This window comes from Sphingobium sp. FG125 (assembly GCF_057809795.1).
The window spans coordinates 30,314-56,285 of record NZ_JBMDKQ010000011.1 but is presented as its reverse complement, the minus strand read 5'-3'; the positions used below and the strand labels follow the sequence as shown (position 1 = coordinate 56,285).

Sequence of the window (25,972 nt, the reverse complement as noted above, 5' to 3'; positions counted from 1 at the left end):
TGGATCAGAACCTGACCCGGCTTTCGATGCCGACCACGCGGGGTTGCGCGACAGATTGCGCATAGCCGCGATAGATAACCCCATCATTGACGAAGCCATAACGGGTCAGGTCGTTGCCGATCCCGGTGATGGCATATTTGTCGAAGATATTATTGGCGAACAGGCCGATTTCATATGCGTCGGTCTTGTACGTGATGTTCGCCCGGCTCATCGTGTAGGAGGGGATACGCTCACCGCCGCCGCGCAGACCCGGACGGCTGTAGATGCCGCCCGAATAGGTGGTCGTCCACCCCAGAACCAGCGCATTGTCGCCCATCGGCATTTCATAGGTCGCGCCGATGGCGCCACTATTCTTGGTCGAACCGGGCAGTCGATCACCCGCAAACACATCGACCAGATCACCGCCCTGGACCGAAAGGAGTGCAGGCACATCTTCGGTCAGCTTGGCGTCCAGATAGCTGTAATTGCCGCGGATGCTCAGCCCCTCAATCGGTCGGGCATCGAAGGAGAAATCGATCCCCTTGGATTCCGCCGCGCCGCCGTTGGTGATGATGCCGATCGCGCCGTTGACGGTCTGGCCGTCCAATTGGATGCCGTTCCATTTGATCTTGAACGCTGAAAGGCTCATCGACAATTTGCGATCGAACAGTTGCGCCCTCACGCCAATTTCGGCGTTTTTCACCTTGTCCGGGCCATAGAATAGCTCGTTTTCCAGCGCACAGAGATTTTGGCCAGGCGGGAGCGGCAGCACGCAGGGGGCAACGCGGTTTACGCCGCCGATACGATAGCCCTTCGAGTAAGTCCCCCAGACCATCAGGTCCGGCGTAATGTTGTAGGATGTGTTGAATTTCCAGACAGTGCCATCCTGACCGGTCGTGCCAGCGCGTGAGCGGAAATTGATGGCTGGGAAAGTCTGGAACAGCGGCAGCGCCGTGCCGCCAATGACATCGGCCTTATATTTGAAGTAGCGGATGCCCGCTGTCACCTGCCATTCCGGGGTGATCTTGAAACTGCCTTCGCCAAAGATCGCTTTTTCGTCGAGTTTGGTGTTCACATAAGACGCATATTCGACTTCGTCGGGTCGGTCGATACCGGCATAGGCCGGATAGCCCGGTACGATTTCGCGATAATCGGAATCGGTACTCTGCCGGTTCCAGAAGCCGCCCACTACCCAACTGAATGGACCGCCATGGGTGGAAACCAAGCGGACTTCCTGATTATATTGCTCGTCGGTTCCGCGCGACCTGGTGTAGCCGGAGAAGGACGGGAACAGTTCATAATCATAATCAAGGTCGATCAGCAGATCGGTGACGTCGATCGAGCTGCGCCGCTTCTTGTTGGTATAGGCAGAGACGAACACGACCTGCGCAACGTCGGCAACATTGCCCTGCATTTCGATGGAGATCAGGTGCGATGTGCGCTTGGACGGCTCCTCCGAACGCCATGGGCCTTCATATTTGCCTTCGCCCACGACATTGCCGCCCGTCGCCTGACGCCCGTTGGTCTTGGTCTGCTGAAAGGCGTAGGTGAAATAGGCCTCGAAATCCGTGCCGACATAGCCCAGCTGGTTGCGGCTGGTGAAGGTCTTTTCGAAGTTCAGATCCTTCTTGCCCGCGAAATTGGCGCTCTTGTCGGCGTCGCTGCCCATCGGATTGGACACCGGACCCGGCTGCGGCAGCGATACGCCAGGCTGTTTCAGCAAGAAGGGATAATCGATGAAGCCGGGATCATAATAATAGCCGGTAACGGTACGGAAGGCGATCGAGTCCGCGACAATCGGCACGTTCAGAACGCCATAGGCCACATAGCCCAGCCCCTTGCTGTGCGCGACATCGTAAAGACGGCCATAGGCTTCGCCACTGAACTTGGTCGGATCGGGCCGGTTGGGCATGTAACGGATCGCGCCCGCCAGCGTGCCGAGACCGTAAAGCGTGCCTTGTGGCCCCAACAGGGTTTCCACGCGCTCCAGGTCGATCAGCTTGTAATCGGTGTAGAGCGGAACATCACCCAGATAGATGCCGATCGCCGTGTCGCTGTTGCCACCGGTTGAGCTGGTATCGCTGGCCGACAGACCGCGCATCACGATGTTGCCCGCGCCATAGGGACCGGTATCGGTGATGGTAATGCCCGGCGTGAAGGCGGCGATATCACGGATATCGTCGATCCGCTCATTTGCCAGCTGCTCGGCCCCGACGGCGGCAATATTGATCGGCGTTTCCATCAGCGTCGTGCTGCGGCGTGTGCCGGTGACGACGATGACGTCGCTGTCGGCCTCGGCGGCGGCAGGCGTGTCCTGCGCCAGCGCGGGTGCGGCAAGGGCCGCACTGGTCATCATCGTGGCGGACAGCAGTCCCAGCCTCAGCGTCTTGCGATATGACATGCTATTCCCCTTTTTTGTCCAATAGCTCCCTGACATCAACGCCTCCCGGTGTGCGTCTGGCCGCCCCTTTTGCGAGGCCATGACGCTGCGGGCGACCGCGATGCCGCCTCGTGCTTTTCTGCAATGGTGGGAAGGCTATGGACTGCGCAGGCAGTCAGACATGGGGCATTTGACGTAGCCTGTTCGTCTGTTCCTGTGGCGCGTCATCCTACGTCAAATGCCCCATGGGGAGCGGCGGGCTGGCCGCATAGCTTGTCGGGGTTGGGGCAGCTGTGCCCTTTTCCTGCCCACAGCCTTTGCCCGCGCCACGCGGGCCGGAGACGATGATGCCTTCTTTGACCGCCGTTACAGGATGGAGCATGGCCGGGATCGCGGCGATCGGGGCCGTGCTGGCAGGCGACTTGCCCAATGCGGCCACGCCAGCGCCGCAAATGCCGGCCGAAGATGATATGGGCAAGCCCAAGCCGCTGGAATTGCCCAAGGATGTCGAGGCGAAGCTGGCCAGCATCGACAAGGCGAAGATCGACTTTCTCAAGAGCGGCGTCACCGGGCGCTATGTTGAGAAGGACGCGCTGTTCGATCGTATCCGCACCAGCAAATCAGAAGAGATCAGCGCCTATATCGACGCCATGCAGGCACTGCACGCGCAGGTGGAATTCAAGGCTGGGCGCGATGTCGCGGCGATCCCGCTCGACACATCATCGCCCTGGTTCAACGCCTGGAAGGCGAAGCGCCCCGCGACGATGGACCCGCGGCGCGAGGCCGGGCCGATGGAATTGACCCGCTATATCGGCGGCTATGGCAGGGGCTTTGCGACCTTCGCGGGTGCGCCGCTGGCGATGACGCCGGAGGATCTGAAAGCGGGCAAGGTCGATGTCGCCATCGTCGGCGCGCCGCTCGACATGGGGTCAGGCTGGCGCAACGCGATCGACGGGCCGCGCGCGATGCGGATGACCGGCGGGGCTGGCGGCAATGATATGTATTCGATGATCAACCCCAATGCGGCGCTGAAAGTCGTCGATTATGGCGACATCGCCATCGACCAGAATTCGACCGAACGCAGCGTCGATCATGTCCGCGCGATGGTGGCGGAAATCGCCCGCACCGGTGCGATTCCGATCGTTATCGGCGGCGACCACAGTCTGGAATATCCCAATGTCGCCGCCGCCGCCGATGTCCATGGCAAGGGCAATGTCGGGGTCATCCATTTCGACAGCCATTATGACATTGGCCGGGGGCGTGTGCATCTGCTCGACCATGGCCAGCCAGTCTATCGCGTCATCAACGAAGGCCATGTCCGGGGCAGCGACTATATTCAGGTGGGCCTGCGCGCGCGTGGCCCCGATCTCGAAACCTTTGGCTGGATGCGCAACAAGGGCATGAAATATCACACGATGGTCGAGGTGGAGAAATGGGGCTGGGACAAGGTGATGGCCCGTGCGCTGAAAGAAGCGCGCGCCAGCACCAAGAAGCTCTGGATCAGCTTCGATGTCGATGTGCTGGACCCCGCCTTCATGCCCGGCACCGGCACCCCGGTCCCCGGCGGCCTGACCATGCGGGAGGCGCAGCCGATCATGCGCAACCTGTGCGCGGAAAATGACATTGCTGGCATCGATATCGTCGAAGTCGCGCCCTATCTCGACACCAGTTACAAGACCGCGCTCAACAGCAATTTCCTGCTCAACGCCTGTCTTGCTGGTATCGCCATGCGCAAGAAAGGGCTGAAACCCGGCTATCTCAACCCGGTGTCGGTCGATCATGGGCTGGACGCCTATTATGGGAAGAAGAACTGATGGCGCGCATCGCTTTGCTGGCGCGTGGCGCCGCTCTTGCCTTGGCCCTTGCAACCCTGTCCGTTCCCGCCATGGCGCAGGGCGGCGATCCGCTGGCCAGCCTGTCGCCGGAGAAGAAGGCGTTTCTGTCCGATCCGGCGGTGCTGGCGCGTTTCGGCCTGACGGACGAGAAATTGCAGGTGGCGCTGGCGGGGCGTTCCGCAGCCGATGTCGACGCCTATGCCAGCGCGTTGATGGCGGTGGTGGAGGACAGCAAATATAAGGCCGGGCGCGATCCGTCGGAGATTGCGCTCAACCCGCAGGCACGCGGCTGGAACGCCAGCACGACGTTGCGTCCCAAGCTGTTCGACAAGCGCCAGCGCGACGACGGCCCGTTCAGCCTGAAACGCTATCTGTTTCAGCGCGGCGCGGTGCCGACCTTCGCCGACGCGCCGGTTGCGCTGCGCAAGGAGGATCTGGTCGCGGGTAAAGTGGAGGTCGCCTTTGTCGGCGTGCCCCTCGATTTCTCGTCGGGCTGGCGCGACTCCAAGCACGCGCCGATGGCGTTGCGCGGGATGGACGGGCTGGTCGGGGCGGATGCCGATGGCGGGGTCGATCCGGGCCTGCTGCTGTCGATTGCCGACTATGGCGATCTGGCGATCGACCCGATGGCCCCCGAACGCGGGCTGCCCCATGTCCGTATGATGATCGCCGAGATGGCGAGCGTCGGCGTGGTGCCGTTCATCGTCGGGGGCGATCATGCGGTTATGTTTGCCGATGTCGCGGCGATGGTCGACACTTATGGCGCAGGTAAGGTCGCGCTGGTCCAGTTCGATGCCCATGCCGGGGCGGAACTGAACGGCGACCATCTGATCTCCGACACGCAAACGCTGACCCGGCTGATGCAGCAAAATCTGCTGCGTGGCAGCGATGTCACGCTGGTGGGTCTGCATGGACGCGACGCTGATCCCGCGACGCAGAAGCGGCTGACCGCCAGCGGCGCACGCATCCTGTCCACCGCCGCGATACAGGAACGCGGCTGGCAGGCGGTGGCCAAAGACATATTGGCGGGCCTGAAACAGGGACCGGACAATGTCTTTATCTCGTTCGACATGAGCGTCCTCGATCCGGGCGATGCGCCTGCGTCGGGCCGTCCGGTGCCCGGCGGCATCACCATGCGGGAGGCGATCCCGATGGTGCGGCAACTCTGCGCGCAGACCAAGGTGGTCGGCTTCGACCTGCTCGATGCCGCACCGATCCTGGACCCCACCTATGTCAGCCGGATGAGCGCCAACTATATATTGCACGCCTGCCTCAGCGGTATTGCGCTGCGCAAGAAGGGCGCTGCGACGCCTATTTCGGTCCAGCAAAGCGGGGCTGGCAAGTCCGCCCGCAAAAAATCTTGATGTCTGTCCAGTTTCTCATGGCGGATTGTCGCGGGGCCATACGTCATTTGGGCAATGGCGCAGATGGAGCGCCTGCCTAGGCTTGGGTTTCGCGCACCGGACGGTGCTTGAGGGGGAAACAGGGTGAAGCGGGTAACACTCTCGAAATTCGGGTTGCTGGCGCTGTTTTCCACTTCGATCCTGTTCGCGCAGGCCGATGGCGGGCCGGACGGCGCGACGATGAAGGAAAGCGATCCGGGCATCCCGGTCGCCGACGCGCTGGTCAAGGAAAAATGCGGCACCTGCCATACGCCCGATGCCAAGGGGAATCTGTCGCGGATCAGCTGGGTCCGCACCACGCCTGAAGGCTGGTCGCAGGCGATCAAGCGGATGGTGCGCCTGAACGGCCTGGCGATCACCCCCGATGAATCGCGGGCGATCGTCAAATCACTGTCCTCATCGCATGGCCTGGCCCCGCAAGAGGCGCTGCCGGTCATGTATCTGGCGGAAAAGCGCATAATCGACGAAACCAATATCCCCAACGAAACCATGCGCGGCGCGTGCGCCGCCTGCCACAGTTTCGCCCAGCCAATGTCCTGGCGCCGGTCGAAGCTGGAATGGAAGGCGTTACAGGATCTGCATGTGGCCATGTATTCGCAGGCGGACGCGCAATATCGCCGTCCTGCCGAAGATAGCGAACAGCCAGCGGGCCGCGACCCCAAGGACAAGATGCTGCGCGGCGAATATGCGCTGACCTACATGGCCAAGGCCGCGCCGCTGCACACGCCCGAATGGGCCGCCTGGCGATCGCGCCAGAGCGTGCCGCGTCTGGCAGGCGAATGGCTGGTCGTGGCTTCCGCGCCGGGGCAGGGACGGTTCGTGGGCAATTTCAGCGTCAAGACGGGCAAATCGGCGGACGAATTTGTGACCAGCAGCACGCTGCGGTCGTTGACCAATGGCGGCACGGTCAGCCGCAGCGGCGCGGGCATCGTCTATGCCGGCTATAGCTGGCGCGGATCGTCCAAGGGGGCCGTGGCGGCTGGCAAGCCCGACGATCTGGCGAGTGCGGCGCGGGAGACGATGTGGTTCGCGCCCGACCAGCAGAGCGCCGTAGGGCGCTGGTATTGGGGGGATTATCAGGAATTTGGGCTGGACGTAAAGCTGATCCGCGCGACGGCAGCGCCCGCCGTGCTGGCCGTCATCCCCGGTCCGGTCAAGGCCGGGACCAAGGGCGCGCAATTCCGTATCATGGGGCATAATCTGCCCGCATCGCTCACCCCCGCCGACATTGATCTGGGCGTCGGCGTGACCGCGACGAAGATCGTATCGGCCAGCCCGCAGGAACTGTTGGTGACCGCCGATGTCGCCGCCGGGGCCGCATCGGGACAGCGCAACGTGGCGATCGGCGGCGCGGTGCTGGAGCAGGCCTTCCCGGTTTACAGCAAGATCGACTATATCAAGGTGACGCCTGAAACCGCCGTGTCGCGGCTGGGCGGGATCAAATTTCCCAAAGGCTATGCGCAGTTTGATGCGACCGGGTTCGAAAATGGCATCGACGGCAAGCAGGGTACGGCGGATGACATTGCGGTCGGGCCGGTCGATGTCACCTGGTCAACGCAGGAATATCTGGCGGTCTATTATGATGATGACGCCAAATATGTCGGCGCGCTCAGCCCGGCTGCGCTCTTCACGCCAAACAGTGAAGGGCCGAACCCTGCCCGCCGCTTTGGCCGCAACAATTATGGTGATGTCTGGGTCGTCGCCACGGCCAAGGCCGAAAAGGACAAGTATGGCAAGCCGCTGACCGCCCGTTCCTACATGGTCGTCACTGTGCCTGCCTATCAGAAATGGGATCAACCGGAGGTGTCGCAATGACCGTGATGCAGGCACCCACCTATCGCCGGGCGGAATATCACGGCTTTGACGCCGGAGGCAGCGACTTTGTCTATCTTGTGAGCGCAGGCGCGATCTTCGAGATCGACACCGATGTCCGCGCGGTTCTGGACCGGCTCGACGGGCAGGAACTGACCCATGCGGCGCTGGTGCGCGAACTGGTCGCCGAAGGACGCGCGGCGGAAGAAGCCGATGGACTGGTGCGCGAATTGCGGCAGGCACGGCTCATCCACCTGGGCCATGCCATGCCGGTGGCGCAGGTGCCGCAGGCGCCGCCCGCCGACTTTCCGTTGCAGGCGCTGGTGCTGAACGTCACCAACCAGTGCAATCTGGCCTGCACCTATTGCTACGAATTTGGCGCGGACAAGATCGCGACGCCGGCGGGCAAACCCAAATATATGACGCTCGACACCGCGATGGCGTCGGTCGATCTGCTGATCGCCGAGGCGGTTGGCCGCAAGTCGGTGCATATCACCTTCTTTGGCGGCGAAACGCTGATGAATTTCAAGCTGCTGCGCGATGTGGTCGCCTACGCCAATCATGCAACGGCTGCGGCGGGTAAGGCGATTACCTACAGCCTGACCACCAACGCCACGCTGCTGACGCCGGAGATCGTCACCTTTCTGTCGGACAACCGGGTTGGCGTGACCGTCAGCATGGACGGCCCGCCGGAATTGCAGGACAAGCATCGCGTCTATAAAAATGGCAAGGGCAGCTATGCGGTGATCGAGCCGCGCCTGCGCACCCTGATCGCCCATCACAAGACGCGGGCGATCACCGCGCGGGTGACGCTGACCGAAGGCGTGACCGATGTGGTGCGCATCTTCCGCCATTTGAAGGATGATCTGGGCTTTCACGAAGTCGGCTTTGCGCCGGTGACGACGGGCGAGGAGCGCGCCTATTCGCTCGATGGCAATGGCATGGACAGCGTACTGGCGCAGTTCAACAGCCTTGCGGACGAGTGGCTGGACTATGCGCTGCGGGGGGAATCGCACGGTTTCACCAATGTCAGCGAAACGATCAGCGAGCTGATTTCGGGCGTCAATAAATCGCATCCCTGTGGCGCCGGCCTTGGCCTGATGGGGGTCAGCCCGTCGGGCGACCTGTCGCCCTGTCATCGCTTCACCGACGCGGACACGCATACGATGGGGCATGTTTCCAGCGGCATCGACCGTGCCAAGCAGGGCGAGTTCCTGGCCAAGGGGCATGTCGAGGCGAAATATGATTGCCAGAGCTGCTGGGCGCGGCCGCTCTGTGCGGGCGGGTGCCATCATGAGGCGTTCGTCCGCTATGGCGACACCGGCCACGCAAACCTCCATTATTGCGACTGGATACGCCAGTGGACCGACACCTGCCTGCGAATCTACGGGGTGCTGTCGGTGCGTAATCCCGGTTTTCTCGAACGCTTCGCGCAAAGAAAGGGGCTGTCATGAAGCATCTTCGTGCCATCAATAAAAAGGCGCAGCGGATCGACGAGGCCGTGACCCAGATGGAGGCTGCCGCCTCGCCCGATGCGGACATGGAGGAGGATGTCGTCGCCCTTCAGCAGGCGCCGCGCCCGCATGTGCCGATGGGCTGCTCGCTGTCCTTCTCCCCCGGCTGGGAAGTCGATGCCAGCGGCGGGACGGCGGGGCTGTGCCAGCCGGTCGAGCGCGACATTTACGACTGCTACGTCACCTGCTTCTGGCCGGTGCAGGTGCCTGATCATGTCAACTACTCGCCCGACTGGGCCAGCAACTGCGCCACCGCGACCAAGGACTGGCGCAGTCTCGATCTCGTTTTCCCATGAGGGCCGCCATGCCGAAATATCGTCTGATGCTGGGCACTGGCCTGGCGATGCTGAGCGCACTCCCGGCAAGCGCCGCGACGCTGTTCATGGGCTCCTATCCCGACCGCCTGCTGGTGTTCGAGGAGAGCAAGGGCGCGGTTACCGGCACGATCAAGCTGGACACCGGCCTGCCGACATCGATGCAATTGTCCGATGATGGCAAGCGCATCTATGTGACGACGATCACCACCAGCGGGATCGAGGTGATCGACACCGCGACGCGCAAGGTGATCAACAAGTTCAGCCTGAACGATGGCACGACCCGCTATCGTTTCTGGGGCGGGGTGCCTGATCCGACCGGGCGCTATTTCTACACCGTCATCTCGAAGTTCGAGAAGGGGATCGACCGCTATACCGTCAGCAAGCCGATGTATGGCGTCATCGACCTGAAGCTGCATAAGGTCGTCCGCACCGCCGAGATCGAGAAGGAGGATGAGCGTTCCGGCGGCTGGCGCGCGGGCTATAAAGTGTCGCCCGACGGAAAAACGCTCTACGCCTTTGGCGAGAAGGTCGCGATCATCGACGTCGCGACATTGAAGGTCACCGACCGGATCGACCTGGCCAAGCCCGAAGGCACCGGCATGGAAAATGTCGGCTTTGGCGGGACGTTGGACGCGATCCGCACGCCGGGCCAATATGTGTCGCTGTTCAATGCCGCCGACGCCTATGTCCATAACAAGATGTTCGGCATGGCGCGTTTCGACCTGTCCACCCGGCAGTTTGATTTCACACCGATCGGCCCCGCGCCCGACGCCATGGCCGGGTTGCAGGTCACGCCCGACGGCAAGCAGGCCTATACCGTCGTTACCAACGGCAAATATGGCAATAAACGCTGCGAATTCTGGCATATGGACATGGCGAGCAACGCCGTGGTCGACAAAGCGGAATTCCCCTGCCGGTCGCGCTTCCGTCTGGGCATGTCGACCGATGGCGCAAAGCTCTACATCTATGGCGCAAGCTATGATCTGGAAGTCTATGACGCCAAGACCTTGAAGCATGAGGTGACGCTGGACCTGGGCTATGACACCACCGGCGCGGGCATGGTTGCGGTGGAATGACAGAAGCGCGCATGATCGTCGGCATAAGGGGCAGCGGGATTGCCGCGACGACATGCGCACATTTGTTGCAGGAGGCGGGCCTTCGGATCGCAAGCGAAGCCGCGCATCGCGCGCCGGTGCCGACGATATTGCTTAGCGATCCGGCCCTGGCGCTTCTGCGGGACGTGTTCGCACGCCCCGGCCTGTTTGCCGACAGTTCCCGGATCAAGCGCCGTGTGGTCGCCTGGGGTGGCGCGCCGGTGGTGGTGCCGCATGGCGCGGCGCTGGTCTCAGAGGATGCGGTACAGGCGGCGTTGGCGGGGGACGGGCCTGTCGCAGGGGACGATCCGGTCGATTTCACCATCCACGCCGCGCCGCCAATGCCGCTGGGCGAGATGCGCATTTTTGGTGATCGCCATGCCGTGGCGACCAAGGTGCGGCTTCGCGATCCGGCGTGCAGCCAAGAGGGCCGGGTCGAGGCGGTGCCGAACGGCTGGCTGTTTCTGGTGCCTGCCGGGGCGGGGGAAGGCTGGTTGCTGGGCGTGGGGGGATCGCTGGACGATCTGTTGGCGCAGAGCGGGTTGATTGCGCCGGTGGTCGATGCCGTGGGGGCGGTATCGATGCCTTTCCTCGCCGCGCCGCGCCTGCATCTGCCCCTGTGCGGCGAGGACTGGCTGGCCTGCGGCACGGCGGCGCTGGGCTTCGATCCAATCTGCGGTGACGGCACGGCGCAGTCGGTGCGGGAGGCGATACTGGCCTCCGCCGTGCTGATCGGGATTGCGGAGGGCGGTGATGCGGCGGCGCTGCTGAACCACTATCAGTCGATGCTGATCGCCGCGATGCGGCGGCATCTGCTGCTCTGCGCACAATTTTACGCCAGCGGCGGGAACGGGGACTGGTGGCGGGCGCAGCATGACGCACTGATGGACGGGCATCTTTGGTGTACCGGCCTACTGGCGAAGATGCCGGAGCCAGCTTTCGTGCTGGACGGGGTGCGGTTGTTGCCCCGGCGGCAGGCGGCGTGAATGGTGCCACGCCTGCGCCAGTCGCCGACTGGAGCGCCTATAAGCGGCTTACACCCTTCCTTAAGCCCTATCGCGGCGCGCTCATCATGGTGCTGGCGATCAGCCTGATCTCGACTGCGCTAGGCCTCGCTCAACCCTATCTGTCGAAACTGATGATCGACGAGGCGCTGTTGCGGCGGGACATGGGCGCGCTGGTGCGGATCGCGGCGATCATGATCGGCGTGACCATCGCCGGCTTCGCGGTCAACATCCTGGCCAGCTATCGCTATGTCGCCCTCTCGGCGGCGATGCTCTACGATATTCGCGCGGCCCTGCTGCGCCATCTCCAGACGCTCTCGCCGCGTTTCTATGGCAGCTTCCGGCTGGGCGATCTCGTGTCGCGGATGAACAGCGACGTCAGCGACGTGCAACGGATCGCGTCCGACACTCTGCTGTCGGTGGTCAGCAATCTGCTGTTCTTCGTCGGCTGTGTGGCGATGATGCTGTGGCTCGACTGGAAATTGTTTCTGGTCAGTATTGTGCTGGTTCCCGCGAGCCTTGCGACCTTTGCCTATTATCAGCGGCGGCTGACGGCGCTGACCCGCGACATGCGGGAAAAGGGCGCGGATCTGGGCAGCCTGCTGGTCGATACGGTGATGGGGATGCGGGTCGTCGCCTCGCTCCGCGCGGGCGAGCATGAGGTCGGGCGCTTCCGGCACAAGAATGATGCCTTTGTCGGCGCGATGCTGCGGATGCAGGTCGCCTCCTATATGACCGGGGCGCTGCCCGGCACGCTGATGACGGCGGCGACGTCGGCGGTGATCCTCTATGGCGGCTGGCGCATCATCGATGATGGCATGAGCATAGGCACGCTGGTCGCGTTCATGACCTATCATATGCGGCTGCTCTCGCCGATCCAGACGCTGATGGGGCTGACGTCGGGCTTGGCGTCGGCGCGGGTATCGTTGGGCCGGATATTCGAACTGTTCGATACTAGGGCCGAAGTGATCGAACGCGCCGATGCCGTGCCGCTGGAACGGGCGGGGGTGATGCGGTTCGATCAGGTGGCGATGCGCTATGATCGCGACGCCGTGCTGCGCGATATTGACCTGACGATCCCGGCGGGCAGCCTGTGCGCGATTTTGGGGCCGAGCGGCGTCGGCAAATCGACCATGGCCGACCTGATGGTCCGCTATCTCGATCCTGATGCGGGGCGGGTGCTGGTCAATGGCCGGGACCTGCGCGACTACCGCCTTGACGATGTGCGGCGGGAGATCATCCTGGTCGACCAGTCGCCCTATCTGTTCAACGATACGATCGCGGCCAATATCGGCTTTGCCCTGCCTGATGTGGAGCAGGCGCAGATTGCGGCGGCCGCCCATGCGGCGGGGCTGGACGACTTTATCGCGCGTCTGCCTTTGGGCTATGAGACGCGGGCCGGGGAGCGCGGCATGGCGCTGTCAGCAGGCGAACGGCAGCGGATCGTGCTGGCGCGGGCGCTGCTGCGGTCGCCCAGCATATTGATATTGGACGAGCCGACATCGGCGCTCGACGGAGAGACAGAGCAGCTTATCGCCGGGCGGCTGCGTGGCGCGCTGCCCGACGCGACGATCATCATCATCACCCACAAGCCCGCCATGGCGCAGATGGCCGACATGATCGTGACGCTGGCCGATGGACGCGCGCAAGTGGCACGGCGCGGCGAAATGGCTCATGCCTGATCCAGTGCGCATCGCCATCATCGACAGCGGGGTGCATCCCGACCATCCGCATATCGACGCAGCGCGACTGTTGCCGGGCTTTGCCGTGGCGCGCGATGGCGGGCTGAGTAAGGGCGATACGCTGGACAGTTTGGGCCATGGCACGGCGGTGACCGCCGCAATCATGGAGCAGGCACCCGATGCGCGGTGCCTGCCGATCCGGGTCTTTCATGAAGCACTGCGGGCCAGCGCGCGGGCCTTGGTCAGCGCGATCGACCGGGCGGTGGCGGCGCGGGTCGATATGATCAACCTCAGCCTTGGCACCGTCAATCCGGCGCATGGCGAAGCCTTTACGGCGGCAGTGGCACGGGCCGAGGCGGCGGGCGTGCTGATCGTCGCGGCGCGCGATGTCGACGGGCAGCTTTGCTTTCCGGGCAGTCTGGATGGCGTAGTGGGCGTCAGCCTCGATTGGGACTGTCCCCGTGAAACCTATGTGGTGCGGGGCGGGATCATCCATGCCTCTGGCCATCCCCGCCCAATCCCCGGTGTCGAACAGCGACGCAATCTTTACGGGGTCAGCTTCGCGGTCGCCAATGTCAGCGGGATCATCGCGCGGGAGCGTCAGGCGATGCCGAACCCCGCTACCCGCTCGACCATCCAGAAGCAGCCGATCGCGCCGACCGCATAGAGCGCAGCGACCCGCACCGGCTTGGCCAGCGAGATAGCGCGCAGGCCCGCCAGTGCCGCGATGATCGCGCCGACGAACAGCAATTGCCCCGCTTCGACGCCGATGTTGAAGAAGATCAGCGCAGGCAGCTTCTCGCCCGTCTGAACCCCCAATTCGCCCAGCGCGGTGGCAAAACCCAGACCATGGAGCAGGCCGAACAGCGAGACGACGCTGAGTTGACGGCGGAAGGCAAACCCCTGTTCACCCTTGCCGACCAGCAGCGCCTCGCGGGCCATGAAGGCGATGGACAGGGCGATGGCAGCCTCGACCGGGGGGACGGGAACGCGGACCAGTTCAAAAAAAGCGACAGCGAGCGAGACAGAGTGACCGGCGGTGAAAGCACTGACAAGCCACAACAATTCCCGACCCCGCGCCAGCAGGGCGAGGCACAGGACGAAGGCGAGATGGTCCCAGCCCAGCCAGATATGCCAGACCCCCTGCGCCAGGAATTCGGGCGCGATCTGGGTCAGGGGCCGCTGGACCGTTACGGTTTCACCGACGGGTATTGCAATACCGTTTACATCCCCGGTCAGGCTGCGGTCAACCTGGCTGCCCATGACATTGGTGACGAAGCGACCGCCATCGGCGCGCCACGGCGTTTGGATCATGTCCCCGGCAGCAAAGGGACGTTCACACGCAAATTCAAAGGCATATTGCGCCCGCCCGCCGCTGGATTGGCGCGTCATCGCGGTTTGGCTACACCCGTCCGGCCAGACGACAGGGGCCGGCTGACCGACCGTTTCCGGCACGGCGGCAGTGAATTCATATGTATTGGCGTCCTCACCCCGCGTCAGGGCGAAATCGGCGGACAGGAAGATGTCGGCCATCGCCGCCGTGCCCGGCAGCAGCGCGGCGAACATGAGCAGGAGCGCGGCCAGACTATTCTTCCACATCATATTTCTCCTTCAGACCCGACAGCGCCTTGTCGATGGCGGCATTGCTGTGGGCGATCATATAATCCTGCCGCACCTGATCGCGGATGGCGGGGAAGGGGATCATGGCGCTGGCGATGCTCTCGCTCTTGCGCACGAAATGCCAGCCGCGGGGAGATCGGACCGGGCCGAACCAGCGGCCTTCCGGCGCGGCTTTCAGCGTGGCGACGAAGGGCTGGCCGAAAATGCCGCGCACCATCGAATCGCCATAGCGCGGGAAGCTGCGCCCCAGCCAGAAATCGTCGCCGGGGATGGTTTCACCGACGTTGAGCTGCGCCAGTAACAACGCGGCGTCGGCGGGTTTCTGTGCCAAGTAGATCTGGGTAAAGCTGGTGCGCGGTTCTGCGCGATATTGCGCCAGATTGTCGGCATAATGATTGACCAGCTGCTCCTGCGTCGGTTCGGGCGGTGCGCCTGCGATCAGGTAGCGGACCTTGTCCACCAGCCGCTTGCGGGTTTCCCCGTCGGTCAAATGCATGTTGCGGTCGATTGCCTCGCGAAACAGCAGCTCCTCGGCCAGATAATCGCGCTTGATCCGCGCCTTGTCTGCGGCAGTGGCAGGGCGTCCTACAAGTGTTTCATATTCCCCGACCATCGCCTGTTCGACTTGCGGGGTGAAAACGACCGGCGGCTTTTGCGCCCGTTCGATGATGGAATAGCCGCCGAACAGCGCCACCCCGGCAGCCATGAAAGCCACCAGCGGATCGCGGATGGCCTTGCGCGCCATGGCAAGGATATGGGGTGGCGAGGCTGAAGATTTCGCCACCATCGCGTCCCTCGCCATCTGTCCCGCCCCGTCTGCCATGGCGCAATATTAGGGTGAGCCTGCGCGCGGGTGCCTACGTCAAATGACGCATACGGGGGATAGGCGGCTTTCCATAGCCTTGAGCGGTCCAGATTGCTGCAGCGCCACAACCGGCCTGCCAGGGGGAGACCTACACATCATGATCCGATCCAGGCTGCTCATGCTTGCCACCTCTGCCTGCGCGCTGGCGCTGGCTTCCTGTTCCGGCGGGGACAAGGCGAGCGCGCCTGCGGGCGACAGTGTGGCGGTGGGCGTGCTGCAATCGCTGACCGGCACGATGGCGATCAGCGAGATCACGGTGAAAAACGCCGAGATGCTGGCGATCGAGGAGATTAACGCGACCGGCGGCGTGCTGGGCAAGCAGATCAACGCGCTGGTCGAGGATGGCGCGTCCGATCCGTCCACCTTCGCGCAAAAAGCGTCCAAGCTGATCGAGAGCGACAAGGTCGCCACCGTATTCGGCGGCTGGACATCCGCCAGTCGCAAGGCGATGCTGCCGGTGTTCGAGCGGACGAAGAACCTGCTCTGGTATCCGGTGCAGTTTGAGGGCAATGAATGTTCGCCCAACATCATGTATTCAGGCGCGCAGCCCAATCAGCAGGCGCTGCCCGCGCTCGAATGGGCGGTGAAACAGGGCTATAAGAGCTTCTTTCTGGTCGGGTCCGACTATGTCTATCCCCGCACCGCCAACCTGATCCTGAAAAAGCATATCGAAAAGGGCGGGATGCAGGTGCTGGGCGAAGCCTATGTGCCGTTGGGCGGCACCGATTTTTCGGGCGTCATTGCCAAGATTGCGCAGGCCAAGCCTGCGATTATCATCAACACGCTGAATGGCGACAGCAATGTCGCTTTCTTCAAGCAGATGCAGGCCGCCGGAATCAGCCCCAAGACGATGCCGGTCATGTCCTTTTCCATCGGCGAACAGGAAGCGCAGGCCATGGGCGCGGGTCTGGTCGAGGGCAGCTATGCCGCCTGGAATTATTTTCAGAGCCTGACCGGCGACGCCAACGCCAAATTCATAGCCGCCTACAAGGCCAAGTTCGGCAAGGACGCGGCGATCACCGACCCGATGGTCCATGGCTATCTCGACGTCTATGCGTGGAAGGCGGCGGTCGAGAAGGCCGAGAGCTTTGATCCCGACGCAGTCCGCAAGGCGGCGGCTTCGCTCGGCGGATTTGTAACGCCGATGGGGACGGTCAGCTTTGCGGCCAACCAAAGCCTGGTGCAGAAAGCCTATATCGGCAAGCTCAAGGCCGACGGCCAGTTCGAGATCATCGCCGACAGCGGCAAGGACATCGTGCCGGAACCCTATGACGCGCTGGCCTTCCCCGGCAAGACTTGCAAGCTTTGAGCGGGCGCTATTCTTCTCCCCTCCCTGACAGGGAGGGGCCGGGGGTGGGTGCCGACGAAGTCGGCTGTGCTGTTTCGACGGCTACAGGCTCACTCCGCTCGCCACCCACCCCTAGCCCCTCCCTTGAAAGGGAGGGGAACAGGTAGTTTATGGACGCCCTTTTCCTCAACCAGCTGTTCAACGGCGCCTCGCTCGCCTCGCTCTATCTGTTGGCCGCGCTTGGCCTAGCCCTCTCCTTCGGGCTGATGCGCGTCATCAACATGGCGCATGGCGAAATGTTGATGCTGGGCGGCTATCTCGCCTGGATGACGCTGCTGGTGGTGCCGGGCGCGCTGGGGATTTTGCTCGCCATCCCGGTCGCGTTCATCGGCGCAGCGGCGATGGGCGGGTTCATCCAGTCGACCCTGATCCGCCATCTGTCCGCGCGCCCGCTCGACACGCTGCTGGCGACATGGGGGGTGAGCCTGATCCTCCAACAGGGCGCGCGCGACCTGTTTGGCGCGATCGGGGTGGAGGTGCGTGCGCCCGAATGGCTGACGGGCAGCTTTATGGCGTTCGGCGTCACGCTGCCGTCGGCGCGGCTGTTCATCATCGCGATCGCGGCACTGGTGCTGGGTGGGCTGGCATTGCTGCTGCTCAAGACGCGGATCGGCCTGCTGGTGCGGGCCGTCAATCAGGACCGGATGATGGCGTCGGCCAGCGGCATCGACGTCAAGCGGGTCGATTTCACCATCTTCTGCCTTGGCTCCGGGGTCGCGGGGCTGGCGGGCGTCATGCTGGCGCTGCTGGGTCCGGTGACGCCCAATGTCGGGCAAAGCTATATCATCCCTGCCTTCCTGGTCGTGGTGATGGGCGGGCTTGGCAGTATCGTCGGCACAACCGCATCGGCGATCATATTGGGGCTGTTCGCCGCACTGGCGCAAATTTTCGTCGATGTCAGCGTGGCCCAGATGCTGCTGCTGGTGTTCGTCATTCTCTTCATCCAGGTGCGCCCGCAAGGCGTCGTCGCCGTAAAGACCCGCCAGCTTGATGCCTGATCTCTCCCGCCTTTCGCTGCTCAAACCGGTATTGCCGTGGCTGTTGCTGGCGCTAGGCGTCGCCGCGCCCTTCGCGCTGTCCAGCTATGACCTCAACCTGCTCGCCCGCTTCATGGCGATGAGCATCCTTGCCCTCGGCCTTGTCCTTATCTGGGGCCATGGCGGCATTTTAAGCCTGGGGCAGGGGGTGTTTTTTGGCCTCGGCGGCTATGCCATCGCGCTGCATATGAAGCTGGCCGATCTACCTGCGGGAGACCTGCCAGATTTCATGGTGTGGAGCGGGCGCGAGAGCCTGCCCTTCTGGTGGACACCCTTTGCGAGTCCGGCTTTCACGCTGGCGGCGATCATCCTTTTGCCCACACTGGCGGGCGCTCTGTTCGCTTGGGCCGTGTTCCACCGGCGCGTTGGCGGCACCTATTTCGCGCTGATCACGCAGGCATTGAGCCTTGCCTTCGCGACGCTGATCATCTCGCGGCAGGACGTGACCGGGGGCTTTAACGGCCTCACCGATTTCTACTCCATCTTTGGCGTGGGGCTGGCCAGCCCTGGCACCGGGTCGACGCTCTACTGGATCACGCTGGCCATATTGTGCGGGGGGTATATTGGGCTGCGTTGGTTGCTAGCCTCGCGTTTTGGCATATTGCTGCGCGCGGCGCGCGATGGCGAAAATCGCGTGCGGTTTCTGGGCTATAACCCCACGCCGTTCAAGGTCGCGGCCTTCGCCATCGCTGCCATGCTGGCCGGAATCGGCGGCGCGCTGTTCACGCTGCACGCAGGGGTGGTCTCACCCGCGCTGATCGGCGTCGTCCCCTCGATCGAAATGGTCGTGTGGGTCGCGATTGGCGGGCGCTACAGTCTGGCGGGCGCGATCGTCGGTGCCTTGCTCGTCAATCTGGCACGCGATGCGGTGTCGAGCGCTTTCCCCGAATTGTGGCTTTATCTGATGGGCGCGCTGTTCATCTTCGTCGTCACGCTACTGCCGCGCGGGCTGGCTGGCATCGTCAGGGGCAAGGCGGCATGAGCGGGTCGGCCATATCCGACCTGATCCTGAGCGTCGATGGCGTGACCATCGACTATAGCGGGTTCAAGGCGCTGGACGGCTTTTCGATGACACTCAACCGTGGTGAAACCCGCGTCGTCATCGGTCCCAACGGCGCGGGCAAATCGACCCTGTGCGACACGATCATCGGCCGGGTGCGGCCCAGCACTGGCCGGGTGATTTTCAGAGGCGAGGAAATCCACCGCCTGCCCGAACAGGCCATCGTGGCGCGGGGCATATGCCGCAAATTTCAGGCACCCGGCGTGCTGCCGACTTTGAGCGTGCGCGACAATCTGGCGCTGGCCGCCCGCCGCGACCGGCGCTGGTGGAAAAGCCTTGGCACCGGCATCCCGGCGGACGAGCGACTGGCTGTGGACGAAGCGCTGGAAAGCGTCGGCCTGACCCAGCGCGCCATGGTGGAGGCAGGGACGCTGGCGCATGGCGAAAAGCAATGGCTGGAAATCGCGATGGTGATGGCGACAGGTGCGGAACTGCTGCTGCTGGACGAGCCGACCGCAGGGATGGGACCAGCGGAAACCAGCCGCACGGCGCAGCTGATATTGGGGCTGGGCGACACACGCACCGTGCTGGTGATCGACCATGATATGAGTTTTGTCGAACAATTGGCCGCGCCGGTCACGGTGATGCATCAGGGCAAATTCCTGAAACAGGGCAGCGTCGCCGAAGTGCGCGCCGACCCGGAAGTCGCCGCCGTCTATCTGGGCCACACCGCATGAGCGCGCTGCTGGAAATGGACGGCCTGTCGTGCGCCTATGGCCAGAGCCAGGTCTTGTGGGACGTGGAGCTGACGCTGGCGCGGGGCCAGGTAATGGCGCTGATCGGTCGTAACGGCGTGGGCAAAACGACGTTGCTGCACACCATCATGGGGACGCGGCCAGTGACGGGCGGGACGATCCGTTTCGACGGGCAGGATATTACCGGGCTGCCAGCCCACAAAAGGTCGCGCGCAGGGATCGGCTTCGTGCCGCAGGGGCGGCATGTTTTTCCGCAACTGACCGTCATGGAAAATCTGGAAACCGGCCTGTCGGCGCTGGCTGGTCGGAGTAAGGCCGGGCGGGGCAGGGGTAACGCAAAAGTGCCGCCGCATATTTTCGACCTGTTCCCCAAACTCTATGACATTCGCGCCCGTGCGGCGGGGTTCCTTTCGGGTGGCGAGCAGCAGCAACTGGCGATCGGCCGGGCGCTGGCGGGCGAACCCAGCCTGCTGCTGCTGGACGAGCCGACCGAGGGCATCCAGCCCAATGTCGTGCAGCAGATCGAGGCGGCCCTGGTCCATGTCCGCGACCAGCTGGGCATGACGGTGCTGGTGGTCGAACAATATCTCGATTTCGTCTGGCGCTTCGCCGACCGCTATTGCGCGATGCAGAATGGGCGGATCATCCGGCAGGGCGCTATTGCCGATGAAAGCGCGAAGGACGTCGCGCATCTCGTGCAGATTTAGGGTGCTATCAGCGCCTCCAATTGGCGCCGCCTATCTGCGCTGACCGGGATGCCATCGCGCAGAGCCTTTTCGCGCGCGGCGAAGCGGCGGTCGCCGGGCATACGCGCCTGCCCGGCATCGTGGAGTGCCGTGACCATTTGCTCCACCCGATCCCCAAAACCCGCAGCCGATCCGCCCCGGCTGGGATCGATCAGGATCAGGCATTCGCCGGTGCAAGGCGTCTGCGCGCCGGGATGGGCGGACCAATCCACCTCCGACGAAAACAACCCGCCGGTCAGCGCCGCGGCCATGATTTCGATCATCAGCGCAAGGGCCGCGCCTTTATGCCCGCCAAAGGGGAGCAGTGCGCCGCCATCCAGCACAGCTTGCGGATCGCGCGTGGGCTGCCCCATCGCATCGACGCCAGCATCGGGAGGCAAGACATGGCCGTCGCGCGCGGCGATCTGCACGTCGCCATGAGCCAGCACGCTGACTGCCTGGTCGAACACGACAATGCGCCCATCGGCACGCGGCGCGGCGAAGGCCAGCGGGTTGGTGCCATAGACCGGGTGCCGTGCGCCCGGCGGCGCGACTACCGCCATGCTGTTGACCATGGCGATGGCGACCAGCCCCTGTAGCGCGAATGGCTCGACATCGGGCCAGAGCGCGGCGAAATGATGCGATCGCCTGATGGCGACGACGCAGGCACCGGTCGCGCGCGCCTTGGCGATCGCCATTGGCGCGGCGATGGCCAGGGCAGGCTGAGCAAAACCGTTGGCGGCATCGACCCGCAGGAAAGACGCGCCACCATCCTCCAACAGGGGTTGCGCCCGCCCATCGACCCAGCCGCTGCGCAGTGTGGAGACATAGCCCGCCATGCGGAACAGGCCATGGCTCATCGCGCCGTCACGTTCGGCGCTGGCACAGTTACGGGCCAATATGTCGGCAACCGTTTCGGACGTGCCGTTGGCCAGAAAAATGCGGCGGAGCAGCGCGACCAGCGCGTCGAAATCTATATGGGTCATGGCACTACCCTTTCCTGCTTTGCATCGGGGCGCAACGCTTCGTGCGTGCGAAGCCATACGTTCTTTGCCCCATTGCCGCCCATTCGCCGCCGTCCAGACTGGATGCCATGCCCGACGAACCGATCGACCTTGACGCGTTGCGCCGCCTTTATGCCGGTGGCGGCGGGGCCGACATTCACGACCCGCATTTTCGTGAGGTGGCGGGGCTTCAGTTCAAGAGCGGGGACAAAAGGCGCTGGCCCTTTGCCGAGCCTTCGACGCTGCTGGATGCGCCCTATATCGCGGGCGGGCTGACAGCGGAGACGCTTGATACATTGGACGTGGCGCTGATCGGCGTGCCGATGGACCTGGGCGTCACCAATCGACCCGGTGCCCGCTATGGCCCGCGGGCCGTCCGCGCGATCGACCGGATCGGTCCCTATGAACATGCGCTGCGGGTCGCGCCGATGAACCATCTGACGGTCGCCGATGTCGGCGATGTGGCGATGCAGAGCCGCTATGATCTGGCGCTGTGCCATGCCGATATCGAGGCCTGCTATGCGATGATCGGCGCGACCAAAGCGATCCCGCTGTCGGTCGGCGGCGACCACAGCATCACCGGGTCGATCATGAAGGGGCTGGCGGCGACGCGCGGGCCGATGGGCATGGTCCATTTCGACGCCCATTGCGACACGGGCGGCATCTATGAAGGCTCCAAATTCCATCATGGCGCGCCCTTCCGCGAAGCGGTGCTGGCCGGCGTATTGGACCCCAAACGATCCATCCAGATCGGCATCAGGGGCGGCGCGGAATATCTGTGGGAATTTTCCTATGCCAGCGGCATGACGGTCATCCATGCCGAAGATGTCGCAACCATGGGAATGGACGCAGTCGTCGCCAAGGCGCTGGAGGTGGTGGGCGATGGCCCCACCTATGTCACCTTCGATGTCGATGGACTGGATCCTGTCTATGCGCCCGGCACCGGCACCCCCGAAGTAGGCGGGCTGTCCACGCGGGAGGCATTGCAACTGCTGCGCGGGCTGGCCGGTATCGACATTATCGGCGGCGACGTGGTGGAAGTCGCGCCCGAATATGATCCCGGCACGGTGACGGCGCAGGCCGCCGCGCAAATGCTGTTCCAATTGCTCTGTTTGGTGCATCTGCGCCGATGAGCGACACCGGCGTGCCACCCGAACCGGCGCTGCGGCGCGGCGTTACCGGTCCGGGCTTTTTCGCGCTTGCCTTCGGCACCATTGTCGGGTCGGCGTGGATGGTGCTGATGGGCGAGTGGGTGACGCCTGCCGGGCCGGGCGGTGCGGTGCTGGCCTTTCTGGGCATGACGCTGCTGATGGTGCCGGTCGCCGCCGCCTATGCCGAGCTGGTCGCGCGGGTGCCGCGCGCCGGGGCGGAATTCGTTTTTGTCGAAAAGGCATTCGGTCCGTGGCCGGGCTTTGTCACCGGCTGGTTCCTGACCCTCTATTTCGTGGGCATCTGCGCCTTTGAAGGGCTGGCATTGTCCTGGTTCCTTGAAAATCTGGTGTCGGCGATGGCCGGGTGGCCGCCGCTCTACAGCTTTCTGGGCAAGTCGATCACGGCGCTGGACCTGGGTATCGGGCTGATGGGCGCGGTGGTGATGACACTGCTCAATGCGGCGGGGGCCAAGGTCGCGGTGGGCTTTCAGAAGCTGGTGACCTTCGCCTTTCTGGGCGCATCGGCGCTGCTGGTCGTGATCGGCTTCGTTCAGGGCGATCCCGCCAACTGGCAACCCCTGTTCGAGCCTGCCCATGGCGGCAGTTTTGCAGGCGGCATGTTCGTGATGCTGGGCGTTGCGGGCATGTGGCTGTCGGGATTCCAGACGGCAGCGTCCGCCGTCGAGGAACGCGCGCCTGGCACCAGTTTCCACACGGTGGCCAAGGCGATGATGCTGGCGGTGGTGGTCGCTGCGATCTTCTACAGCCTCATCATCATCGCGTCCGCCTCGCTCATCCCCTGGCGTGAGCTGACGTCGGGCGCGCTGCCGGTCGCGGCGGCGTTCGACCATGCGCTGGCCGGTGGCATCGCGACCAAGGGCATTTTGCTGGTCGCGATGGCGTCGCTGCTCAAAACCTGGAACGCGATGCATTTGTCGGCGACGCGGGTCATCTTGGCGCAGGCACGGGCCGGTTTCCTGCCTGCGGGCCTTGCCCATGTCGATGCAAAGAGCGGCGCCCCCCGGCGCGCGGCGTTGCTGGTGGGCGGATGGACCTGCCTTGGCGTGCTGGCCGGGCGCGGCGCGATCAGCCCGATCATTGCGATGGGGACGATCTGCACGACGGCGATCGCGGCGGTCGCGCTGTTTGCGCTGATGCGGTTGCGCGCTGTCGATAGGGGAGAGGTGCCTCCCGCCTTCATTCTGCCAGGCGGGCAGGCGCTGCTCGCGCCGGTCACGATCGGCGCAACGATTGTAGCGAGTGCGGCTGTCGTCGCGCCCTTTGGCTTGGCCGCTGGCGTACCGCTGGAACTCTGGCTGATGCTGGGCTGGCTGGCGCTGGGCATCGCTTTGGTGGTGGGGCAACGGCTCTGGAGCCAGCCACCGGCACAATTTCAGGTCGGATAGGCCGCGATCACCGGTCCCAATGCCTGTTCCAGCGGGCCGAGCCAGGGCGCAAAATGCCGCCAATGATCGACGCCATCGGTGAAGATCGGCTGGCGCACCTGTTCTGAACTGGCGGTGCGCACCGCCCGCTCCGTCCGCCAGAAGGCAAGGCAGGCTTCCTCAAATGGCAGGCCGAGATAATCCAGCAGCCGCGCGACTTCGCCCGGCGTGTCGGCGACCATATGTTCATAATGGACGCAGTGGATATGACCGGGCGCTGCCGCGTCGAACGCCGCCATCAACGCAACATAATCGCTATAATAGCGGCCGATTTCGTTCAGGTCGTAAGTGAAGGCCTGACCACGCGCAAAATGCTGTTTCCAGCCTGAAAAGCAGCAGCCTATCGGATGACGGCGCGCGTCGATGATCTTCGCGTTGGGCAGGATCAGCCGGATCAGGCCGACATGCTGCCAATTATTGGGCATCTTGTCGATGAAACGGGGCCGGTCGCTCTGCCTGTGGACGCGGGTGCGATCGACATATTCCTCGCCCAGTCGTTGCCGGTCGGCGGGGGTGAGTGACGCGATCATCGTGGCGAAATCGGGAAATTCACCTTCGTCGACGCGCGATTGCAGGCGGCTGGCGATGATCATCATCTCCGGCAATTCCATCGTCCCTTCCACCTGGCTATGGCTGGAGAGGATCTGTTCGACCAATGTGGAGCCTGACCGGGGCAGCCCGACGATGAAGATCGGGTCGGGCGCAGGGCAGCCACCCTCGCCGCTATGTGCGATAAAGGCGCTGGTGAAGCAGTCTGCGGCTGCCTGCACTTCTGTGGCAAATTCATCGGCGTCATAGGATAGCAAAGTGCGGCGCAGGCGGTTGCCGCGGTCATAATGGCCAAAGGATGCGGCATAATCGCGCGCATCCTCCAGCGCCTTGCCCAGCGAGAAATGGAGGTGGAAAATATCCTCGCCTTTCGTCGCAGCATCCGGTGCAAGCGTCGTGAGCGCCTGCTCCATCGCGGCAATATCCTGCGCGTCGAGCTTGACCGTCTTGAGGTTGGCGAGGCTCCACCAGGCTTCGCCCATGGTCGGTTGATAATGTACGGCCTGACGATAGGCGTGGATAGCGTCGGCCTGCCGCCCCAGCGTCTTGAGTGCATGGCCCAGATTCTGCCACAGCTGCGGCTGCTCCGGCTTTTGCGCCAGCAATCCTTCGTAAATGGCCGCTGCCTGCGCCTGATCGCCCAGCCGCACCAGCACCGACGCCCGCAGCAACGCATAGCCCGGATTATCGAGCGGGGACTGCGTCAATATCTCGGCATGGGCGAGTGCGTCTGTCAGGCGGTTATTCTGGAGCAGCAGGCGGATCAGAAAATCGCGCGCCAGATCGAATCCGGGTGCTGTGGCGACCGCGCGTTCGACCAGCGTCAGCGCCGCACTCATATCCCCGCGCCGCCAATATGTTTCGCCCAGCAACCGGGTGGCGGCCGGATCGTCGGGCAGCCGGGCGAGTCGCGTATCAAGGATCGTCGCTGCATCCTCCAGACGACCCTCATTCATCGCCATCGCCGCTTCAAGCAGGTCGCGGTCGCGCGAGGAGGCATGGATGCCCGACAGATCGGCGCGCCACGCATGGTCGGTGCGACCGACCTTCCGCAATTCGCTAGCCAGCAAAAACCAGCCGCTTGCCACGCCGGGTTGCTGGCGGGTCAGACTTTCCAACGCCGCGATGGCCCGCACGCTGTCGCCCGTTTCGCTTGCAGCCTGCGCTAATTCCCAGAGCAAGGCAGGCACGTTCGGCTGGCGACGGGCAAGCGCGGCAAGGCGTGACAGGGCGGTTTCGGCCTGACCCAGCCGACGCAGCGCCTGTGCCGCCAGCAGTTCTGCGGGTGGCAGTCCGGGGGCCTTTTCCAGTATCGCTTCCGCCCGCGCCAGCGCCTCCGCCGGCTGCGCATCCAGCAGGGTGGCAGCATGGCCAAGCGCCTCCCTGAGCGCAAGGGAAGGGGGGACGGCAGGGCGCGAGGCAGCTTCCATGGCGGGTTTTGCTTCCTTTCTCG

At 63.8% G+C, this 25,972-nt stretch carries 21 protein-coding genes; 16 read left to right on the top strand and 5 right to left on the bottom strand.

What is annotated here, in order from left to right:
• Positions 1-4 precede the first annotated feature (4 nt).
• The gene (locus ACODSR_RS12250; protein ID WP_489076831.1) at positions 5-2,380 is read right to left on the bottom strand and encodes a TonB-dependent receptor; all 2,376 of its coding nucleotides are present in this window, start codon (positions 2,378-2,380) and stop codon (positions 5-7) included.
• Positions 2,381-2,703: 323 nt separating this feature from the next.
• On the opposite strand from ACODSR_RS12250, the gene ACODSR_RS12245 reads away from it, so the two are divergent.
• The 9 genes from ACODSR_RS12245 to qhpE all read left to right on the top strand — a co-directional run bounded on the left by ACODSR_RS12245 (position 2,704) and on the right by qhpE (position 13,687).
• Positions 2,704-4,173 carry an agmatinase family protein gene (locus ACODSR_RS12245; RefSeq protein ID WP_489076829.1) on the top strand — a complete coding sequence of 490 codons (1,470 nt, stop codon included), beginning with the start codon at positions 2,704-2,706 and terminating at the stop codon, positions 4,171-4,173.
• Entirely contained in the window at positions 4,173-5,558 is a 1,386-nt protein-coding gene (locus ACODSR_RS12240) for an agmatinase family protein (protein WP_489076827.1), read from the top strand. The genes ACODSR_RS12245 and ACODSR_RS12240 overlap by 1 nt, the downstream gene beginning before the upstream one ends.
• 123 nt (positions 5,559-5,681) lie before the next feature.
• Complete coding sequence (gene peaA, locus ACODSR_RS12235; RefSeq protein ID WP_489076825.1) at positions 5,682-7,412, top strand: quinohemoprotein amine dehydrogenase subunit alpha; 1,731 nt, start codon at positions 5,682-5,684, stop codon at positions 7,410-7,412.
• On the top strand, positions 7,409-8,863 hold the full coding sequence (gene peaB / locus ACODSR_RS12230; RefSeq protein WP_489076823.1) for a quinohemoprotein amine dehydrogenase maturation protein: 1,455 nt from the start codon (positions 7,409-7,411) through the stop codon (positions 8,861-8,863). Before peaA ends, peaB begins: the two co-directional genes overlap by 4 nt.
• Positions 8,860-9,219: a quinohemoprotein amine dehydrogenase subunit gamma gene (gene qhpC / locus ACODSR_RS12225; protein ID WP_489076821.1), complete on the top strand. Its 360-nt coding sequence runs from the start codon at positions 8,860-8,862 to the stop codon at positions 9,217-9,219. The genes peaB and qhpC overlap by 4 nt, the downstream gene beginning before the upstream one ends.
• An 8-nt stretch (positions 9,220-9,227) precedes the next feature.
• Positions 9,228-10,316 (top strand): YncE family protein, encoded by a 1,089-nt coding sequence (locus ACODSR_RS12220; protein WP_489076819.1) that lies wholly within the window; start codon positions 9,228-9,230, stop codon positions 10,314-10,316.
• Positions 10,313-11,320, top strand: a complete 1,008-nt coding sequence (locus ACODSR_RS12215) for a hypothetical protein (protein WP_489076817.1) — start codon at positions 10,313-10,315, stop codon at positions 11,318-11,320. Before ACODSR_RS12220 ends, ACODSR_RS12215 begins: the two co-directional genes overlap by 4 nt.
• Positions 11,321-11,406: 86 nt before the next feature.
• On the top strand, positions 11,407-13,020 hold the full coding sequence (locus ACODSR_RS12210; RefSeq protein WP_489076996.1) for an ABC transporter ATP-binding protein: 1,614 nt from the start codon (positions 11,407-11,409) through the stop codon (positions 13,018-13,020).
• The gene (gene qhpE, locus ACODSR_RS12205) at positions 13,013-13,687 is read left to right on the top strand and encodes a subtilisin-like serine protease QhpE (protein ID WP_489076815.1); all 675 of its coding nucleotides are present in this window, start codon (positions 13,013-13,015) and stop codon (positions 13,685-13,687) included. The genes ACODSR_RS12210 and qhpE overlap by 8 nt, the downstream gene beginning before the upstream one ends.
• On the opposite strand, the gene ACODSR_RS12200 is transcribed toward qhpE, so the two are convergent.
• Positions 13,621-14,622: a HupE/UreJ family protein gene (locus tag ACODSR_RS12200; RefSeq protein ID WP_489076813.1), complete on the bottom strand. Its 1,002-nt coding sequence runs from the start codon at positions 14,620-14,622 to the stop codon at positions 13,621-13,623. The genes qhpE and ACODSR_RS12200 overlap by 67 nt on opposite strands.
• Complete coding sequence (locus tag ACODSR_RS12195; protein WP_489076811.1) at positions 14,606-15,463, bottom strand: peptidylprolyl isomerase; 858 nt, start codon at positions 15,461-15,463, stop codon at positions 14,606-14,608. The genes ACODSR_RS12200 and ACODSR_RS12195 overlap by 17 nt, the downstream gene beginning before the upstream one ends.
• Before the next feature lie 139 nt (positions 15,464-15,602).
• Here ACODSR_RS12195 and urtA point away from each other — a divergent pair, with 139 nt between their 5' ends.
• From urtA to urtE, 5 genes are all read left to right on the top strand, one after another.
• A complete protein-coding gene (gene urtA / locus ACODSR_RS12190) occupies positions 15,603-16,814 on the top strand; it encodes an urea ABC transporter substrate-binding protein (protein ID WP_489076809.1) in 1,212 nt (403 codons plus the stop codon).
• A 149-nt stretch (positions 16,815-16,963) separates the two neighbouring features.
• Positions 16,964-17,851 (top strand): urea ABC transporter permease subunit UrtB, encoded by an 888-nt coding sequence (gene urtB / locus ACODSR_RS12185; RefSeq protein WP_489076807.1) that lies wholly within the window; start codon positions 16,964-16,966, stop codon positions 17,849-17,851.
• Positions 17,844-18,872: an urea ABC transporter permease subunit UrtC gene (urtC, locus tag ACODSR_RS12180; protein WP_489076805.1), complete on the top strand. Its 1,029-nt coding sequence runs from the start codon at positions 17,844-17,846 to the stop codon at positions 18,870-18,872. Before urtB ends, urtC begins: the two co-directional genes overlap by 8 nt.
• Complete coding sequence (locus ACODSR_RS12175; RefSeq protein WP_489076803.1) at positions 18,869-19,627, top strand: ABC transporter ATP-binding protein; 759 nt, start codon at positions 18,869-18,871, stop codon at positions 19,625-19,627. The genes urtC and ACODSR_RS12175 overlap by 4 nt, the downstream gene beginning before the upstream one ends.
• The gene (urtE, locus tag ACODSR_RS12170; RefSeq protein WP_489076801.1) at positions 19,624-20,352 is read left to right on the top strand and encodes an urea ABC transporter ATP-binding subunit UrtE; all 729 of its coding nucleotides are present in this window, start codon (positions 19,624-19,626) and stop codon (positions 20,350-20,352) included. The genes ACODSR_RS12175 and urtE overlap by 4 nt, the downstream gene beginning before the upstream one ends.
• Here urtE and ACODSR_RS12165 read toward each other — a convergent pair.
• Entirely contained in the window at positions 20,349-21,356 is a 1,008-nt protein-coding gene (locus tag ACODSR_RS12165; RefSeq protein WP_489076799.1) for an Ldh family oxidoreductase, read from the bottom strand. The genes urtE and ACODSR_RS12165 overlap by 4 nt on opposite strands.
• Before the next feature lie 107 nt (positions 21,357-21,463).
• Between ACODSR_RS12165 and speB the strand changes: the two genes are divergently transcribed.
• Entirely contained in the window at positions 21,464-22,507 is a 1,044-nt protein-coding gene (gene speB, locus ACODSR_RS12160) for an agmatinase (protein ID WP_489076797.1), read from the top strand.
• A complete protein-coding gene (locus ACODSR_RS12155; protein ID WP_489076795.1) occupies positions 22,504-23,931 on the top strand; it encodes an APC family permease in 1,428 nt (475 codons plus the stop codon). Before speB ends, ACODSR_RS12155 begins: the two co-directional genes overlap by 4 nt.
• Here ACODSR_RS12155 and ACODSR_RS12150 read toward each other — a convergent pair.
• Complete coding sequence (locus ACODSR_RS12150) at positions 23,919-25,949, bottom strand: tetratricopeptide repeat-containing sulfotransferase family protein (protein WP_489076793.1); 2,031 nt, start codon at positions 25,947-25,949, stop codon at positions 23,919-23,921. The genes ACODSR_RS12155 and ACODSR_RS12150 overlap by 13 nt on opposite strands.
• Between the last annotated feature and the right edge of the window lie 23 nt (positions 25,950-25,972).

What these genes read in the sequence shown, in the direction of transcription:
- ACODSR_RS12245 (WP_489076829.1), top strand. Translation starts at nt 2,704, where the DNA reads ATGATGCCTTCTTTGACCGCCGTTACAGGATGGAGCATGGCCGGGATC.
- ACODSR_RS12155 (WP_489076795.1), top strand. Translation starts at nt 22,504, where the DNA reads ATGAGCGACACCGGCGTGCCACCCGAACCGGCGCTGCGGCGCGGCGTT.
- qhpC (WP_489076821.1), top strand. Translation starts at nt 8,860, where the DNA reads ATGAAGCATCTTCGTGCCATCAATAAAAAGGCGCAGCGGATCGACGAG.
- speB (WP_489076797.1), top strand. Translation starts at nt 21,464, where the DNA reads ATGCCCGACGAACCGATCGACCTTGACGCGTTGCGCCGCCTTTATGCC.
- ACODSR_RS12150 (WP_489076793.1), bottom strand. Translation starts at nt 25,949, where the DNA reads ATGGAAGCTGCCTCGCGCCCTGCCGTCCCCCCTTCCCTTGCGCTCAGG.
- urtE (WP_489076801.1), top strand. Translation starts at nt 19,624, where the DNA reads ATGAGCGCGCTGCTGGAAATGGACGGCCTGTCGTGCGCCTATGGCCAG.
- urtA (WP_489076809.1), top strand. Translation starts at nt 15,603, where the DNA reads ATGATCCGATCCAGGCTGCTCATGCTTGCCACCTCTGCCTGCGCGCTG.
- ACODSR_RS12250 (WP_489076831.1), bottom strand. Translation starts at nt 2,380, where the DNA reads ATGTCATATCGCAAGACGCTGAGGCTGGGACTGCTGTCCGCCACGATG.
- urtC (WP_489076805.1), top strand. Translation starts at nt 17,844, where the DNA reads ATGCCTGATCTCTCCCGCCTTTCGCTGCTCAAACCGGTATTGCCGTGG.
- urtB (WP_489076807.1), top strand. Translation starts at nt 16,964, where the DNA reads ATGGACGCCCTTTTCCTCAACCAGCTGTTCAACGGCGCCTCGCTCGCC.
- ACODSR_RS12220 (WP_489076819.1), top strand. Translation starts at nt 9,228, where the DNA reads ATGCCGAAATATCGTCTGATGCTGGGCACTGGCCTGGCGATGCTGAGC.
- qhpE (WP_489076815.1), top strand. Translation starts at nt 13,013, where the DNA reads ATGCCTGATCCAGTGCGCATCGCCATCATCGACAGCGGGGTGCATCCC.
- ACODSR_RS12215 (WP_489076817.1), top strand. Translation starts at nt 10,313, where the DNA reads ATGACAGAAGCGCGCATGATCGTCGGCATAAGGGGCAGCGGGATTGCC.
- ACODSR_RS12240 (WP_489076827.1), top strand. Translation starts at nt 4,173, where the DNA reads ATGGCGCGCATCGCTTTGCTGGCGCGTGGCGCCGCTCTTGCCTTGGCC.
- ACODSR_RS12175 (WP_489076803.1), top strand. Translation starts at nt 18,869, where the DNA reads ATGAGCGGGTCGGCCATATCCGACCTGATCCTGAGCGTCGATGGCGTG.
- ACODSR_RS12210 (WP_489076996.1), top strand. Translation starts at nt 11,407, where the DNA reads ATGGTGCTGGCGATCAGCCTGATCTCGACTGCGCTAGGCCTCGCTCAA.
- peaB (WP_489076823.1), top strand. Translation starts at nt 7,409, where the DNA reads ATGACCGTGATGCAGGCACCCACCTATCGCCGGGCGGAATATCACGGC.
- ACODSR_RS12200 (WP_489076813.1), bottom strand. Translation starts at nt 14,622, where the DNA reads ATGATGTGGAAGAATAGTCTGGCCGCGCTCCTGCTCATGTTCGCCGCG.
- ACODSR_RS12165 (WP_489076799.1), bottom strand. Translation starts at nt 21,356, where the DNA reads ATGACCCATATAGATTTCGACGCGCTGGTCGCGCTGCTCCGCCGCATT.
- ACODSR_RS12195 (WP_489076811.1), bottom strand. Translation starts at nt 15,463, where the DNA reads ATGGCAGACGGGGCGGGACAGATGGCGAGGGACGCGATGGTGGCGAAA.